Origin of the sequence: Ruegeria spongiae (assembly GCF_023502395.1) — a bacterium.
Lineage (GTDB): Bacteria > Pseudomonadota > Alphaproteobacteria > Rhodobacterales > Rhodobacteraceae > Ruegeria_C > Ruegeria_C spongiae.
In genome coordinates, this window is the sequence record NZ_JAMFMB010000001.1 from 72,753 (window position 1) to 87,471 (window position 14,719).

Annotated in this window: 14 protein-coding genes, 2 tRNA genes and 1 pseudogene; 9 read left to right on the forward strand and 8 right to left on the reverse strand. The window is 62.7% G+C overall.

Annotated features, from left to right (window positions below; all coding sequences use genetic code 11):
- The first annotated feature begins 90 nt into the window (after positions 1 to 90).
- Positions 91 to 1,635, forward strand: a complete 1,545-nt coding sequence (locus M3P21_RS00375) for a trimethylamine methyltransferase family protein (RefSeq protein ID WP_249705894.1) — start codon at positions 91 to 93, stop codon at positions 1,633 to 1,635.
- Here M3P21_RS00375 and M3P21_RS00380 read toward each other — a convergent pair.
- Positions 1,628 to 1,930 carry a DUF6477 family protein gene (locus M3P21_RS00380; RefSeq protein WP_249705895.1) on the reverse strand — a complete coding sequence of 101 codons (303 nt, stop codon included), beginning with the start codon at positions 1,928 to 1,930 and terminating at the stop codon, positions 1,628 to 1,630. The two genes, M3P21_RS00375 and M3P21_RS00380, sit on opposite strands and share 8 nt — an antisense overlap.
- Before the next feature lie 236 nt (positions 1,931 to 2,166).
- On the opposite strand from M3P21_RS00380, the gene M3P21_RS00385 reads away from it, so the two are divergent.
- Both M3P21_RS00385 and M3P21_RS00390 read left to right on the forward strand, forming a co-directional pair.
- Positions 2,167 to 3,267, forward strand: coding sequence for a DUF6456 domain-containing protein (locus tag M3P21_RS00385; RefSeq protein ID WP_249705896.1), 1,101 nt, complete (start codon positions 2,167 to 2,169; stop codon positions 3,265 to 3,267).
- Positions 3,268 to 3,450: 183 nt separating this feature from the next.
- Positions 3,451 to 3,940, forward strand: a pseudogene (locus M3P21_RS00390) (transposase); the annotation flags it as partial.
- Positions 3,941 to 4,324: 384 nt separating this feature from the next.
- Here M3P21_RS00390 and M3P21_RS00395 read toward each other — a convergent pair.
- Positions 4,325 to 4,399, reverse strand: a tRNA-Asn gene (locus M3P21_RS00395).
- 80 nt (positions 4,400 to 4,479) lie between these two features.
- Positions 4,480 to 5,394 (reverse strand): MBL fold metallo-hydrolase, encoded by a 915-nt coding sequence (locus tag M3P21_RS00400; protein WP_249705897.1) that lies wholly within the window; start codon positions 5,392 to 5,394, stop codon positions 4,480 to 4,482.
- A 41-nt stretch (positions 5,395 to 5,435) separates the two neighbouring features.
- On the opposite strand from M3P21_RS00400, the gene M3P21_RS00405 reads away from it, so the two are divergent.
- Positions 5,436 to 6,755, forward strand: coding sequence for an ATP-binding protein (locus tag M3P21_RS00405; protein ID WP_249705899.1), 1,320 nt, complete (start codon positions 5,436 to 5,438; stop codon positions 6,753 to 6,755).
- A 31-nt stretch (positions 6,756 to 6,786) separates the two neighbouring features.
- On the opposite strand, the gene M3P21_RS00410 is transcribed toward M3P21_RS00405, so the two are convergent.
- Together M3P21_RS00410 and M3P21_RS00415 are read right to left on the reverse strand one after the other, a co-directional pair.
- Positions 6,787 to 7,281: a hypothetical protein gene (locus M3P21_RS00410; RefSeq protein ID WP_249705901.1), complete on the reverse strand. Its 495-nt coding sequence runs from the start codon at positions 7,279 to 7,281 to the stop codon at positions 6,787 to 6,789.
- A 177-nt stretch (positions 7,282 to 7,458) separates the two neighbouring features.
- A tRNA-Ile gene (locus M3P21_RS00415) sits at positions 7,459 to 7,534 on the reverse strand.
- Positions 7,535 to 7,639: 105 nt separating this feature from the next.
- Here M3P21_RS00415 and purM point away from each other — a divergent pair.
- From purM to rnd, 3 genes are all read left to right on the forward strand, one after another.
- Positions 7,640 to 8,686, forward strand: a complete 1,047-nt coding sequence (gene purM / locus M3P21_RS00420; protein WP_249705902.1) for a phosphoribosylformylglycinamidine cyclo-ligase — start codon at positions 7,640 to 7,642, stop codon at positions 8,684 to 8,686.
- On the forward strand, positions 8,683 to 9,279 hold the full coding sequence (gene purN, locus M3P21_RS00425) for a phosphoribosylglycinamide formyltransferase (RefSeq protein WP_249705904.1): 597 nt from the start codon (positions 8,683 to 8,685) through the stop codon (positions 9,277 to 9,279). The genes purM and purN overlap by 4 nt, the downstream gene beginning before the upstream one ends.
- Before the next feature lie 129 nt (positions 9,280 to 9,408).
- Positions 9,409 to 10,566, forward strand: coding sequence for a ribonuclease D (gene rnd, locus M3P21_RS00430; RefSeq protein ID WP_249705905.1), 1,158 nt, complete (start codon positions 9,409 to 9,411; stop codon positions 10,564 to 10,566).
- An 18-nt stretch (positions 10,567 to 10,584) separates the two neighbouring features.
- Here rnd and M3P21_RS00435 read toward each other — a convergent pair whose 3' ends face one another.
- Entirely contained in the window at positions 10,585 to 11,112 is a 528-nt protein-coding gene (locus M3P21_RS00435; protein ID WP_249705907.1) for a hypothetical protein, read from the reverse strand.
- Between the two features lie 142 nt (positions 11,113 to 11,254).
- Between M3P21_RS00435 and M3P21_RS00440 the strand changes: the two genes are divergently transcribed.
- The gene (locus M3P21_RS00440) at positions 11,255 to 11,665 is read left to right on the forward strand and encodes a SufE family protein (RefSeq protein WP_249705909.1); all 411 of its coding nucleotides are present in this window, start codon (positions 11,255 to 11,257) and stop codon (positions 11,663 to 11,665) included.
- Positions 11,666 to 11,731: 66 nt separating this feature from the next.
- Here the strand turns inward: M3P21_RS00440 and M3P21_RS00445 are convergent, their stop codons facing one another.
- Both M3P21_RS00445 and M3P21_RS00450 read right to left on the reverse strand, forming a co-directional pair.
- Positions 11,732 to 12,370, reverse strand: a complete 639-nt coding sequence (locus M3P21_RS00445) for a DUF1638 domain-containing protein (RefSeq protein ID WP_249705911.1) — start codon at positions 12,368 to 12,370, stop codon at positions 11,732 to 11,734.
- A 199-nt stretch (positions 12,371 to 12,569) separates the two neighbouring features.
- Positions 12,570 to 13,268, reverse strand: coding sequence for a cobalamin B12-binding domain-containing protein (locus tag M3P21_RS00450; protein ID WP_249705913.1), 699 nt, complete (start codon positions 13,266 to 13,268; stop codon positions 12,570 to 12,572).
- Positions 13,269 to 13,478: 210 nt separating this feature from the next.
- On the opposite strand from M3P21_RS00450, the gene M3P21_RS00455 reads away from it, so the two are divergent.
- Positions 13,479 to 14,558, forward strand: coding sequence for a PA0069 family radical SAM protein (locus M3P21_RS00455; RefSeq protein WP_249705915.1), 1,080 nt, complete (start codon positions 13,479 to 13,481; stop codon positions 14,556 to 14,558).
- Positions 14,559 to 14,719 lie beyond the last annotated feature (161 nt).

Genomic DNA, 14,719 nt, shown 5'->3' on the forward strand with positions numbered 1-14,719 from the left:
CTTTTCCCCCTATTGCGCCGCAATCTTTCGGCGTGCGGGTCGCTTCACCCGATAGAAACGACTCGAACACGCAGTGTAGGGGAAATACCCATGGCAGAAGCAGCAGCGCGCCGCAGGGGCCGGGGCGGCGGCGGGGCCGCGCGCCGGGCCGAACGGTCGGCGGTCAGGATCGAAACCGCGAAGTATATCGAGCGGAACATTCCGAATTTCGAAGTGCTTACGGAAGAGGCGCTCGATATCATCGAGGCCAACGCCGAAACCGTGCTGGAAGAGATCGGCGTCAATTTCGTCGATAACCCCAAAGCGCTCGAGCGTTGGCGCGAGGCGGGGGCCGATGTGGACGGCGAACGTGTGCGCCTGCCAAAGGGGCTGGCCAGAAAGCTATGCGCCACTGCCCCGAAAGAGTTCACCCAGCACGCTCGCAACCCCGAGAAGTCGGTGGTGATCGGCGGGCGCAACCTGGTGCTGGCCCCGGTCTATGGTCCACCTTTCGTGCGCGATGCCGAGGGCGGCCGCCGCTATGCCACGATGGAGGATTTCAGCAAGTTCGTGAAGCTGGGCTACATGTCGAAATGGCTGCACCATTCCGGCGGCACGGTCTGCGAGCCCACGGATGTGCCGGTGAACAAACGTCATCTGGACATGCTGCACGCCCATATGACGCTCAGCGACAAGCCCTTCATGGGCTCGGTCACCGATCCCAGCCGGGCGCGCGATTCGGTCGAGATGTGCGAGGTTCTGTTCGGAAAGGAGTTCGTGCAGGACAACACCGTGATGACCTCGCTCATCAACATCAACTCGCCAATGACTTTCGACGATGTGATGATGGGCGCGCTCGAGGTCTATGCCGCCAGCAATCAGGGCTGCATCATCTCGCCCTTCATCGTGGGCGGCGCGATGGCGCCGGTCTCGGTGGCGGGCACGCTGACGCAGGTGTTGGCCGAGGTCATGGCGGGCATTGCCTATAGCCAGTTGATCCGTCACGGTGCGCCGGTGATCTTCGGGGCGTTTGTGTCCTCGATCGACATGAATTCCGGCGCCCCCACCTTTGGCACGCCCGAGGCATCCATGGTCACCTATGGCGCAGGCCAGCTGGCCCGGCGCCTGGGGCTGCCGTTCCGCTCGGCAGGCTCGTTCTGCGGCTCGAAACTGCCCGATGCGCAAGCGGCTTATGAAACCGCGAATTCGCTGAATATGGGGCTGCTGGCAGGTGTGAACTTCATGCTGCATTCCTGCGGTTGGCTGGAAGGCGGTCTGGTCGCGGATTTCGAGAAATTCGTGATGGATGCCGACCAGTTGGGCGTTCTGCACGGGCTGGCCAAGGGCGTGCCCGTCGACGAAGAATCGCAGGCCATGGATGCGATCCGCGAGGTCGGTCCCGGCGGGCATTATCTGGGCTGCGCCCATACCCAGGCCAATTTCAAGTCTGCGTTCTGGAAGTCGGAACTGCTGGATTACAAACCGTTCGAAACCTGGGAGGAAGAGGGCGGCCGCGACACGCGGATGCTGGCAAGCGAGCGGGTCGAATTCCTGCTGGCCAATTACCAGCAGCCCACCCTCGACCCGGCCATCGCCGAGGCGCTTCTGGCCTATGTCGCCGACAAGAAGGCCTCGATGCCCGACGCTTTCATGTAAGGCAATCCGGGGCGCGGCTGGCCTTGAGCAGCTGCGCCTCGCCCATCATTGCGATCAGCAGATCAAGGTGACGGATGACGGAATAGCCCGCATCGTCGCTGCGGCGGCGTTCGTCCAGTTCGCGTTCCAATTCCATAAGGCGCATCAGCGATGCAGCCGGGCGCGGCAGCGTGCCATAACCCAGGATGCGCGGCAGGTGACGGTCGCGGCGGTATTCCTGCACGCCATGGCGGGCCGCCCGGATCAGCAGGCGCGGGCGGCGGAGCGTGGAAAGCATGGTGGTCAGGTCTTGCATGGTCTGTCCCTCGTGGTTTTTTGCGTCTTTCTCCTTTTGCTGCACAACCTTGGCGGGTGTTGCCGGGTCGGCACTCGCACCGTTCTCTGGGTTCAGTCCTGTTTATCAATTTTAAACAATAGTTTCCCCAGGGGTTCGCCCTTAACAAACAGGTAACAAATGCTCCCATAGGTTGTTTCTGTTTGTCAGGGGACTCGCGGGGGCACCAAGGGATGACAAAATAAGGGTACGATATGATGAATGACGGGTCCGGCTTTATTGTTCCGGCATGGGTTCCTGAAGGCGCCCGGCGCTACCTGGCGCATACCGAAGCAGGACATTCCATCCGAGAACTGGCACGTGGGGCAGGGTGCCACGCCTCGACGGTTCTGAGACAGATTCGCAAGGTTGAGATGCGCCGGGACGATCCGCTGGTGGATGCGGCGCTGCAGAACCTCGCCACGTCACATTTCCCGTCGCGGACGAAACCGCAACCAACCGATGCGCAGTGGGAAAGCGACCCGGTCGAGGAGCAACCCGTCGACAAGGCGATGTTCGATCACGAAGCGGCACGGGTGCTGCGGCGGCTTTGCGAAACCGGTGCGGTTCTGGCGGTGGCCGAGGATATGGACAAGGCGGTCGTGGTGCGCGACAGCGGCGCGGCCAATACCCGCACGGCCGTGGTGGCCGCCGCGATTGCGCAGGCGCTGGCGCTGAACGAGTGGATTTCCTGTGACAAGCCGGGGCGGATCTGCCGCTATCGGATCACCGCCGCCGGGCGGGCCGCCCTTGGTCAGTTGCTGGCCGAGGCTGAAAACCGCGCCCGCCGCGCCCGCGAAGACGGCATGGCCGAGGCGCAGGCCAGTTTCGCCGGACCCGCAACAGAGATACCAGGGCATGAGAATGCGCGCCGCAAGATGCGTTATGGTCTGGCCGAAAGCCCGCTGGCCGCGCTGGCGCGCCGCAAGGATCGCGACGGCAAACCGTTTCTGGCCGAGGATCTGGTGCGCGCCGGTGAGCGGTTGCGCGAGGATTTCGAATTGGCGCAGATCGGTCCCAATGTCGCCCAAAGCTGGGAGGGGTTTTTGACGGGAAAATGCGGCGGCAATCGGCCGGGCGATCCGGTCAGCGGCGGGTCTTCGACGGCGCGGGACCGGGTGGCGCGCGCGCTCAGCGATCTGGGGCCGGGGCTGAGCGAGGTGGCGCTGCGCTGCTGCTGCTATCTCGAAGGGCTGGAACTGGCGGAAAAGCGTCTGAGCTGGTCGGCGCGGTCGGGCAAGATCGTGCTGCGCATCGCCTTGCAGCGGCTCAAACGGCATTACGAAATGGCGTGTGAGGCGGACGCCATGATCGGCTGAGGCCCACGCCTTGCGCATTATTGTTAAGGCCCGCCAGATGGCGGGTCCTTCTTATGTGGAGGACTGTCAAGCGCAACGACTGACGCTGCGGTGGCTCATTTAGCAAGGCAATGGCAGATTCCAGCCGAGGCTGTGTAAAAATTCCTGATGAGAAACGTTTGCCGACAAGGATCGGAGGCAGGCATGTCGGGCTATTTCGAGGGTTCGGATCGGGGGCAGAAGACGCTGTTTCCAGACCGGGTGGAAGGCTGGATCAGCAAAGAAAACCCTGTCCGCATCATCGACCTTTTCGTGGCTGAGATCAATCTTGCGGAAATCGACTTCGCGCGCACGTCCCCGGCGCAGATGGGCGTCCGGGGTTTCATCCGCCGCTTCTGCTGAAGCTCTTCATCTAGGGCTTTCTGAATCGAGTGCCACCCAGCCCCGGGCGCTGGAGCGGGAGGTCGGGCGCAATGTCGAGGTGATGTGACTGGCGGAGCGATTGGCCCCGGACCACAAGACGATTGCCGATTTCCGGCGCGACAACGGTGCTGCGATCCGGAAGACCCGCGCGCAGTTCGTGGAGCTCTGCCGCCGGATCGGCGTGCTCAAGGGCGACTGTGTCGCGCGCGACGGCAGCAAGTTCAAGGCGATCAACAATCGCGACAAGAACTTCACCAGGGGCAAGATCGCGTGTTCGGCTGGCATTCCAGAGAGAACCTGTATGGATACTGGAAGGACATTTGCCGTGAGGCTGGGGTGGAATACATCACGCCGCATGAGGTCATGCGTCACACCTTCGCCACCAACTTGCACAACAAGCTGGGCATGCCGGCCTCTGACATTGTCGCCACTGGCCGGTGGTCGCTGGGCAGTACCGTTATATCCAGCGGGTCTACATCCACAGCGATGAGACCGGACGGGTGGCGGCTGAGAAGTTGGAGGGTCTGAGGCGGCAGAGAAAGGCGGAAGAGTGATTCTGGAAACGAAAGTTGCAATAAACTTGCAACGACCCCTGAAACACCCATCCTTTGGCAACATCGATGGCGTCGAAACCATTGATATTGAAGGAAACTTTTGGCTCCGGCGGTAGGGATCGAACCTACGACCAATTGATTAACAGTCAACTGCTCTACCGCTGAGCTACGCCGGAACGGTTCGCGCCATATAGCAATCCCGTTTTACGGCGTCCAGAGGGATTGCGCGCTTTTCTCACGCTGCCTTCGCGCCTTGCTACTGCCGATGGAATGCCGCTTCTGAAGTAAGCGGACCGGTCGGGGTGACCCGCTCGCGGCCCAGAAGATCAACAAGGTGCGCAAAGACATTGCGTTCAGCGGCAGGCAGCAGGGCCGGGGGCGTGTCGGTATAGACCTGCTCTGCGATCTGGCGGGCGGTGGCGGAGCCGCTCTCCAGAGCGGTCAGGATCGCCGCCTCGCGACCCTGACGATGCGCGATGAGCCAGTCGAGCCGTCCGGCAGGGTCCTCGACCGGCGCACCGTGGCCCGGGTGGAAAACCGACCAGTTGCGCGCGCGCAGTTTGGCGCAGGAGGCCATGAAATCCGTCAGGTCGCCATCGGGCGGCGACACCAGCGAACTGGCCCATCCCATCACATGATCGGCGGTGAAGCAGATGTCGCCCCAGCCCAGCGCGACGTGATTGCCCAGATGGCCCGGCGTATGAATCACTTCGAGCGTCCAGTCCGGGCCTTGCAGGGTCTCGCTGTCGGCAATCTCGATATCGGGGCGGAAGTCGTGGTCGATGCCTTCTCCTCCACCGCCCAACCCGGCGTCAGCCAGTCCGGCCATGACCGCGCTGCGACCGGCCTTGGGACCGCCAAAGCCATGAACCGGCGCGCCGGTACGTTCTGACAAGGGACGTGCCAGTGGCGAATGATCCAGGTGGCTGTGGGTCACGATGATATGCGAAATGCGCTGCCCGGGTTCTACAGCGGCCAGAATGGCCTCCAGATGCGCATCGTTGAGCGGGCCGGGGTCGATCACCGCCAGATCGCTCTGGCCGATCAGATAGGTGTTTGTGCCGCGATAGGTCATCGGCGAGGGGTTGGGCGCCAACACGCGGCGCAGGCCGGGCGACAGCGTGACCGCAACGCCTGCGGGCGGATCGAAATCGTCGGGGGGAGGACGCATCGGCTCTTTCTCTTGGATTCCTGCGCGGTTACCCTTAGCGCATGTCCTTCGATTGGCTCAAACATTATATGCCGCGTGGCCTTTATGGGCGCGCTGCGCTGATTCTGGTTCTGCCGGTGGCGATGCTGCTGGCGATCATGTCCTTCACCTTCATCCAGCGGCACCTTGAGGACGTGACCCAGCAGATGACCGGCACCGTCGTGCGCGAGGTCCGGATGGTGGGCGATCAGGTGGTCGGGGCCGAGACCCAGCAGGAGTTGATCGCGCGTGTCCGCCCGTTCCTGACATCGCTGAACATGAAGGTCCGGTTCCCGTCGCCACGCGAGGTGCCCGAGGCGGATGGTGTCAGGTTCTTCGATTACACCGGCGGGGTTGCGCGGGATACGCTGAAGCAAAGCCTGATGGCGGTTCGGGCGATCGAGCTGTTGCCGGACAAGACGGCGCTGATCTATCTCGACAGCGATCTTGGACCGATTGAACTGACCATAAGCCGGCGGCGCCTGACACCAACAGCACCGCATCAACTGATCGTCACCATGGTGTTCTGCGGCATTCTGATGACGGCGATCGCCTCGCTTTACATGCGCAACCAGCTGCGTCCGATCACCCGTCTGGCCCGTGCCGCCAAGGCGTTCGGGCGCGGCCAGAACGTTACCTACCACCCCGGTGGCGCAACCGAAGTGCGCGAGGCGGGCAATGCCTTCATTGACATGCGGGCCCGGATCGAACGGCAGATCGAACAGCGCACCCTGATGCTGTCGGGGGTCAGCCACGATCTGCGCACGCCGCTCACCCGGCTGAAGCTGGGCCTGTCCATGCTGGACGAACAGGATGCCGAGCCGTTGCTGGAAGACGTCAACGAGATGCAGCGGCTGGTGGATTCCTTTCTGGATTTCTCTCGCGGTGCCTCCGAGGGCGAGGTCGAGAAGCTGGACCCGCAATCCCTGATCACGCGCATCGTCGAGGATGCCCAGCGCGCTGGCAAGCCTGTCACCCTTCTGCCGCCCGAGGGCGAGGGCAGCGCCAAACTGCGCCCCGATTCGATTCGCCGTGCATTGCAGAACCTGATCGACAATGCGGTCCGCTATGGCAGCCGTGCCGAGGTCAGCGTGGCTTTCACGCCCAAATCGCTGCGTCTGCGGGTCGAGGATGACGGGCCGGGCATCCCGCCCGATCAGCGCGGCGAGGCGTTGAAACCCTTCGCCCGGCTTGACCCGTCGCGCAATCAGAACAAAGGCACCGGTGTTGGCTTGGGGCTTGCCATCGTGGCCGACATCGCCCGCGCCCATGGCGGCACGCTCAGGCTGGGACAAAGCGAGCGGCTGGGCGGGCTCTGCGCCGACATCGTGATCGGGCGCTAGCGCATCGGCTGGCGAGGAAACGCAACAGGCGTCAGGCGGCCAGTTCTGCGGCCTCGACGATGCCCTTGTAGGTGTTCAGGGTCAGGCCGACCTCGAAAGCCCGGAAACACAGCTCATCCGAGGGCGGATGGCCGGTCTTGCGCAGGCATCCCGCCAGATCGTGCAGACAATCATGGCGCGCGATGATTTCAAGCGGAGTCAGGAATTGCTCGGCGCGCGATATGTCCGACATATCGGCCTGAAGCAGTTCAAGCAGGCTGGCCAGCGCAGGGGTGCGCCGGTGCTGCAGCAATTCGTTCAAAACGATCACCTGCTCCTCGCGCGCCAGCGCCTTCATCGACAAGACCGCCTGGACAACGCGATAGGTCCGTGCATCCGTGCGCATCTCGGCCAGTGCCTGTTCCGCGCGTGCGGCTCTGCCAGTGTCGCGGGGCTGCTCGGAGAGCACATCAGAGGGGTCGAGCATCGGATGTGGCTGCGGTGCGGGCCGAAGCCGTCTATCGGATAGATGTTCTGAATGTTTCATTCTCTGGCCCCGCTTGCCGCCCCTGCGTGCTCAAATGAGTATGCAGCACGCCGGATAATTGAGAAAATTAAACAATTTCGGACAGCCCGGTCTGCGGATTCTTGCCGATGCCTGTAACATGCGGGTGAGGTCAGGTGTGGCCGGGCGTTGCAATCGGTGTCGTGCGGGGAAAGTGTTTGGTAGGCCCGGAGGGATTTGAACCCCCAACCAAAGCGTTATGAGCGCTCTGCTCTAACCGTTGAGCTACAGGCCCGCCTGAGGCCATGCCTAGCAGGATCGCGGGTCGCGTCAAGCCTGACCGTTGCATGCGCGCGCGCAATGGACTAACCCGCGCGCAGGCAATGACGAGGACGCGATCATGACGGCGGGCAAGAACGGCATCACCTATGCGGATGCGGGCGTGGATATCGATGCGGGCAACGCTCTGGTCGACAGGATCAAGCCGGCGGCCAAACGCACCAATCGCCCCGGCGTGATGAGCGGGCTGGGGGGCTTCGGCGCGCTGTTTGACCTCAAGGCGGCGGGCTATGACGACCCGGTTCTGGTGGCCGCAACCGATGGGGTGGGCACCAAGCTGCGCATCGCCATTGATACCGGTCTGGTGGATGGCGTCGGCATCGATCTGGTCGCCATGTGCGTCAACGATCTGGTCTGTCAGGGTGCCGAGCCGCTGTTTTTCCTAGACTATTTCGCCACCGGCAAGCTGGAAACCGAACAGGCAGCGCGCATCATCGAAGGCATCGCGACCGGCTGCGAACGCTCCGGCTGCGCGTTGATCGGGGGCGAAACCGCCGAGATGCCCGGCATGTATCCCGCAGGTGATTTCGATCTGGCGGGCTTTTCCGTCGGTGCGATGGAGCGTGGTACCGCGCTGCCCGAAGGCGTGCAGGAGGGCGATGTGCTGCTGGGCCTCGCCTCGGACGGGGTGCATTCCAACGGTTATTCGCTGGTGCGGCGGCTGGTCGAGATGTCCGGCCTCGATTGGGAGGCCGATTGCCCCTGGGCTGACGGCTCGTTGGGGGCCGCGCTGCTGGCTCCGACGCGGCTTTACGTGCGGCAGGTGCTGGCGGCGATCCGCGCTGGTGGCGTGCATGCGCTGGCCCATATCACCGGCGGCGGTCTGACCGAGAACCTGCCGCGTGTGCTGCCCGAAGGTATGGGCGGAGCGATTGACCTCGGCGCTTGGGAACTGCCCCCGGTCTTCGGCTGGATGGCGCAGACGGGCGGGATCTCCGAGGCGGAAATGCTCAAGACCTTCAATTGCGGCATCGGCATGGTTGTGGCCTGCGCCGCAGATCGCGCCGAGGCCATTGCCGAATTGCTGCGCGAACAGGGCGAAAGCGTCACCGTTCTGGGTCATGTGACCGGTGAAAGTGGGATCGCCTATTCGGGCAAGCTGCTGTGAGCACCAAACGGGTCGCGATCCTGATCTCGGGCGGCGGGTCGAACATGCTGACACTGCTCGACAGCATGACCGGCGATCACCCAGGCCGACCCTGTCTGGTTCTGTCCAACGATCCACAGGCGGGCGGGCTGGCAAAGGCCGCGGCGCGCGGCGTGCCGGTGGCCCATGTCGATCACCGACCTTTCAAAGGCGACCGCGCTGCGTTCGAGGCGGCGCTGATTGAGCCGCTGCAGGAGCACAAGCCCGACATTGTCTGTCTGGCCGGCTTCATGCGGGTGCTGACCGGAGATTTCGTTGCCCGCTTCGAAGGGCGGATGCTGAACATTCACCCGTCACTTCTGCCCAAATACAAGGGCCTGCACACCCATTCCCGCGCGCTTGCGGCAGGCGAGCGCGCGCATGGCTGCACCGTGCATGAGGTCACCGCCGCGCTGGATGACGGCCCCATTCTGGGACAGGCGCAGGTGCCGGTCGAGCCCGGCGATACGCCCGAGACGCTGGCGGCGCGGGTTCTGGTGCAGGAACACCGCCTCTACCCGGCGGTGCTGCGTCGCTATGCGGGCGGCGACCGCAGCCCGGTTCTGCTGGGCTGACCGCCTGAAAACCACCGTTACGCGAACAATTGCAGTCGGGCCGTGTTCTGCGTATGCTTAGCCTTGGGGTTCCGGCATGCCGGAACAGGGGCGAGTGCGACAACAAGAAGAACAGGGCATCCGAGCCGAATGAAAACACTGACAACGACCCAAGAGCTGGCCGCCTTCTGCACCGCTGCCGCCCAACATCCCTATGTGACCATAGACACCGAATTCATGCGCGAGCGGACCTATTATTCGCGCCTGTGTCTGGTGCAGATGGCCTTTCCCGGTGAGGGTGACGACAATGCCGTGCTGGTCGATCCGATGGCGGACGGCATGTCGCTTGAGCCGCTCTACGACCTCTTCCGCAACGAGGACGTGGTCAAGGTCTTTCACGCCGCGCGCCAGGATCTGGAGATTTTCTGGATCAACGCGCAGGTCTTTCCCAAGCCGCTTTTTGACACCCAGGTCGCGGCGATGGTCTGCGGCTTTGGCGATCAGGTGGGGTATGAGACGCTGGTGCGCAAGATCGCAAAAGAAGGCGTCGACAAATCCTCGCGCTTTACCGACTGGTCGCGCCGCCCGCTGAGCGAAGCGCAAAAGACCTATGCGCTGGCGGATGTGACCCATCTGCGGTTGATCTACGAATTTCTGGCGGCAGAGCTTGAGAAATCCGGGCGCAGCCATTGGGTGACCGAAGAACTGCAGGTTTTGACCGATCCCGCCACCTATCTGGTGCAGCCCGATCAGGCCTGGCAGCGGGTCAAGACGCGCACCAATTCCGGCAAGTTCCTGGCGGTGGTGCGGGAGTTGGCCAAGTTTCGCGAAACCCACGCCCAGACCAACGACGTGCCGCGCAACCGGGTGTTCAAGGATGACGCCCTGATCGAGCTGGCCTCGACCAAGCCGCGCAATCCGGCGGATCTGGGCGGGTCGCGCCTGCTGCTGCGCGAGGCGCGCAAGGGGCCGATTGCCGATGGGATCCTGGCTGCCGTAAAGCGCGGTGTGAACTGTCCGCCCGATGAGATGCCGAAACCCGACCGCAGCCGCGACAAGCTGCAGGTGAACCCGGCGCTGGCCGATCTGCTGCGGGTGCTGTTGAAGGCCAAGACCGAAAGCGCGGGCGTCGCCGCCAAGCTGATCGCGCCCAGTGCCGATCTCGACCAGATCGCGGCGGGCGAGCGCGACGTGCCGGCCTTGTCCGGCTGGCGCTATGAGGTCTTCGGTGAAGATGCGCTGCGGCTGTGCGACGGCCAGATAGCCCTTTCCGCCAAAGGCCAGAGTGTCAGGGTCGTCGCGCTCTGATCTGAACACAGAAGACGTTTAACGGCGGCGCGATTCCAACGCGTTGCGCTCCGATGTCACCCGGATCAGGCGGATACCCTCAAGCGTCTCGTGCGAGACGGTGACCGCATCGTGGATGGTGCGCGAGTCTTCGTCGCCCTGCGGCGTTGCATCCGTCGGATAGACCACGCGGAACGTATAGCTGAGCACGCCGTTCTTGGTGTTCTCCTCGGACCTGTCACGGCGCAGAACCGCGTCGAACGCGCCTTGGCGCTGCGCCACACCGGTGGCGTAGATGATCGCGCCGGCATTGGTCTTTTCGACCCGCATTGCAGTCAGTTTGGATATCGGCACAGAACCATCCACCGGTTCGGGCCGGGAGAAGATGCCTTTGCTGGTCTCTTCCGGCGGCAACAGCGGGTTGACGGTGCCGTCGCTATCCACATTGACCGCCGCGGGCTCTGACTTGTTGAACCAGTTCGATGGGTTCACGCGCGAGTCGCGCCATGAACTGCACGCACCCAGCGTCAGTGATCCGATCAGAAGAACCGTCAATGAAACCCGCATCTGCAACCGCCCCGGTCAATTCGTCTTGCCTAGAAACCGGTTAGCCTATCCGGCGGCGCTTGAAAACCCATCGCGGGTCTGGACAGGCGGGCAGGGCGCGCTTAGGTGACGGGTGTGACCTGCCAGATGACGGAGCATGCCAATGGCCAGCCCAGCCTTCGAAGACATTGTCGAGGATTTCGAGTTTCTCGACGACTGGGAAGACCGCTATCGCCATGTGATCGAACAGGGCAAAGCGATGGCGCCGTTGAATGACGCGCTGAAAGTGCCCGCCACTAAGGTGCATGGCTGTGCCAGTCAGGTCTGGCTGCATCCGATGATCGAGAACGGGGTGTTCCGGTTCGACGGCGACAGCGACGCGCTGATCGTGCGCGGCCTGATCGCGGTTCTGCGCGCGCTTTACAACGGTTCGCCGGTGGCCGAAGTGCCCGGAATCGACGCGCGGGCCGAGTTGGAGCGGCTGGGTCTGAACGACCATCTGTCGGCCCAGCGCTCGAACGGGTTGCGCTCGATGATTGATCGTATCCGCGACGTGGCATCCGAGCACGCTTGATCAGGTCGTGCAGGCGAGCGGCTGGTCCTCGCGCTCGCCGTGGCATTTTCAGTCGGATGAAGACGACTACTCCTGCGCCAGGGTGCCAAGCGCGGTTTTCAGATCGCCATAGCCGGTGAACCGGCGTTCGAATTCAAGGCCCATGCGGTCGGCGCAGGCGCGGGCCTTTTCGGTGAGGGCCGGGTCGTCGATCTGGGCCTGATAGACCAGCTTGGTGTAATTGCCGAAATACATGTCGCGCAGTTCGGGGTGGCGGTCTAGCCCCATGGGCTTCCAGATGAAGGCGTCGAATTGGCGCACCAGAAAATCGGTCAGGTAGAAGGCGGTGAACTCGTCTTCGGCAAGCTCGGCAAAGCGGTCGTTGCCTTCGAAGAAGGAATAGCAATGCGGCCCTGCGACCATCTGGACACCCAGCCGGTCGCAGAGCGATTGCAACAGGCCCCCGGTGCCACAATCGGCATAGACCACGAAAATGTCGTCATAATCGTCGCGGTTTTTCAGCACCGTGTCTTCGACGGCCTGCGGGATCTTCTCAGGGTGGAGATGATAGATCGCGGGCAGGCAGGTCAGGGTCATATGCGACCAGCCATTGGCCTTGATCAGGGCCAGAATCTCGCGCGCCAGCGCACCGCAGGCGATGAGCAGAATCCGGCCCTCGCCGCGCGCTTGCAGGCCTTTCTGGGTCAGTTCCGTATCACTGATCATGGCTGGTTCCCCCGGTATTGCGGGCTCAGGCCCCAACCCAGACCGTCAGGCCAATCGCAACAACAGCGGCGAGCAGGATAATTACGACGTTCGGTTGCATGGTCATGTCTCCTTTGGGTTTATCTGGGGTTGGGTCGGGCAAAAGAAAAGGGCGGCGCCGATTGCGGCCCGCCCCGTTTCAGTGTTCGGAAACGTGCCGTCAGGCGGAGAGTTGATTGTGTTTGCGGCTGACGAAATCCTTGGCGGTTTCGACCGCCACGGCGGCATCGCGGCAATAGGCGTCGGCACCGATGGCCTTGCCGAATTCTTCGTTCAGCGGCGCGCCACCGACCAGCACGATATAGTCCTCACGAATGCCCTGTTCGACCAGCGTGTCGATCACCACCTTCATGTAAGGCATTGTGGTGGTCAGAAGGGCGGACATCCCCAGAATGTCGGGCGCTTCTGTTTCCAGCGCCTCCAGATAGTTTTCGACCGGGTTGTTGATGCCCAGATCGACCACTTCGAAGCCCGCGCCCTCCATCATCATCGACACCAGGTTCTTGCCGATATCGTGAATGTCGCCCTTGACGGTACCGATCACCATCTTGCCGACGCGCGGCGCGCCGGTTTCGGCCAGCAACGGTTTGAGGATGAACATGCCGCCCTTCATCGCATTGGCGGCCAGCAGCACCTCGGGCACAAAGAGGATACCGTCACGGAAATCGGCACCCACGATGGTCATCCCGCCGACCAGCGCCTTGGTCAGGATGTCATAGGGCATCCATTTGCGCTCCAGCAGAATGTTCACGCCCTCTTCGATCTCTTCCTTGAGACCGTCATAGAGGTCGTCGAACATCTGTTGCACAAGTTCTTCGTCGTCGAGTTCCGACAGGATGATGTCATCTTCTTCCGACATGCGCGCGATTCCTCGGTGTTACGGGTTTGTGACCCTAGGTTATTTCTTGCTTCTTTTTGCTCAAAAGGCCGCAAATGGACTGCGTTAATTGCGACACTGGCGGCGCTACAACCGACCTATAGAGATGAATTCGAAATACTGAAAATGAGAAATTTGCAGGAAGATGATGTGTTTGTTGCGAATGTTCCTCTTATGTTCTAGTTTCGATGTATGGATCAATCCGCCGACATATCCACACAGTGCAGGCCGGGACGGGGGGCTGTGTCCAATGCGTCGGGGCGGTTCGATCTGGCACGCGTTGAGGTCTGGGACGGGTGGGAGATTGCCGAAGAGGCCAGATTGCTGCGCACCGAATTGCGGATCGAACATGCGCGCAGCCTGATCACCTACAACCGTTCGCCGGACTTGCCCTTCGACCGGTCGATCAACCCTTACCGAGGGTGCGAGCATGGGTGCGTATATTGTTTTGCCCGTCCGACACACGCCTATCTCGGCCTGTCGCCGGGGTTGGATTTCGAGAGCGTTCTGGTCGCCCGGCCCAATGCCGCGGATGTGTTGCGGCGGGAATTGTCAGCTCGGCGGTATAAGGTCGCGACCATCGCGATCGGCACCAATACCGACCCGTATCAGCCGGTCGAACGCGATCACGGTATTGCGCGCGCCTGCCTGGAAGCGCTGGCAGACTTCAACCACCCGGTTGCGATTGTCACCAAAGGTGCGCTGATCGAGCGGGACCTGGACATTCTGGCACCGATGGCCGCCAAGGGGCTGGTGCGGGTCGGGATCTCTTTGACCACGCTGGACACCGACCTGTCGCGCCGGATGGAACCTCGGGCGCCGTCACCGGCGCGGCGGCTGAAAATGATCCGGCGGTTGGCCGAATCGGGCGTGCCGGTGCGGGTGATGACCTCGCCGCTTGTGCCAGGGTTGAGCGATCATGAGCTTGAGGCGCTGCTTGCGGCGGGGGCCGAGGCCGGGGCCACAACCGCAAGCTGGATCATGCTGCGCCTGCCGCGCGAGGTGTCGGACCTGTGGCAGGAATGGCTGGCCGAGCACTACCCGGATCGCGCTGCGCGGGTGATGGCACGGCTGCGCGAGATGCACGGCGGCAAGGACTATGACGCGCGTTGGGGGCATCGGATGCAAGGGCAGGGACCGTATGCCGAGATGGTGGCACAACGGTTCAAGACCGCCTGTCGCCGGTTGGGCCTGTCGCAAGAGGCCCCGCCGCTCAGAACCGATCTGTTTGCGGTGCCGCCACAGGCAGGAGATCAGCTTAGCCTGTTCTAACCGCGTGGATCGCAAAGGCAGACACAGGTCTGCCGGGAGGAACAGGCGATCTCCCTGAAAACGGGCTCAATCCGCTCGACGATTCAGCAGCCTGACCGGGCTGTACCTGACGGCGATTGGGCAGTATTGCCGATGGAAGCCCACAACGATCCGGGCGACCC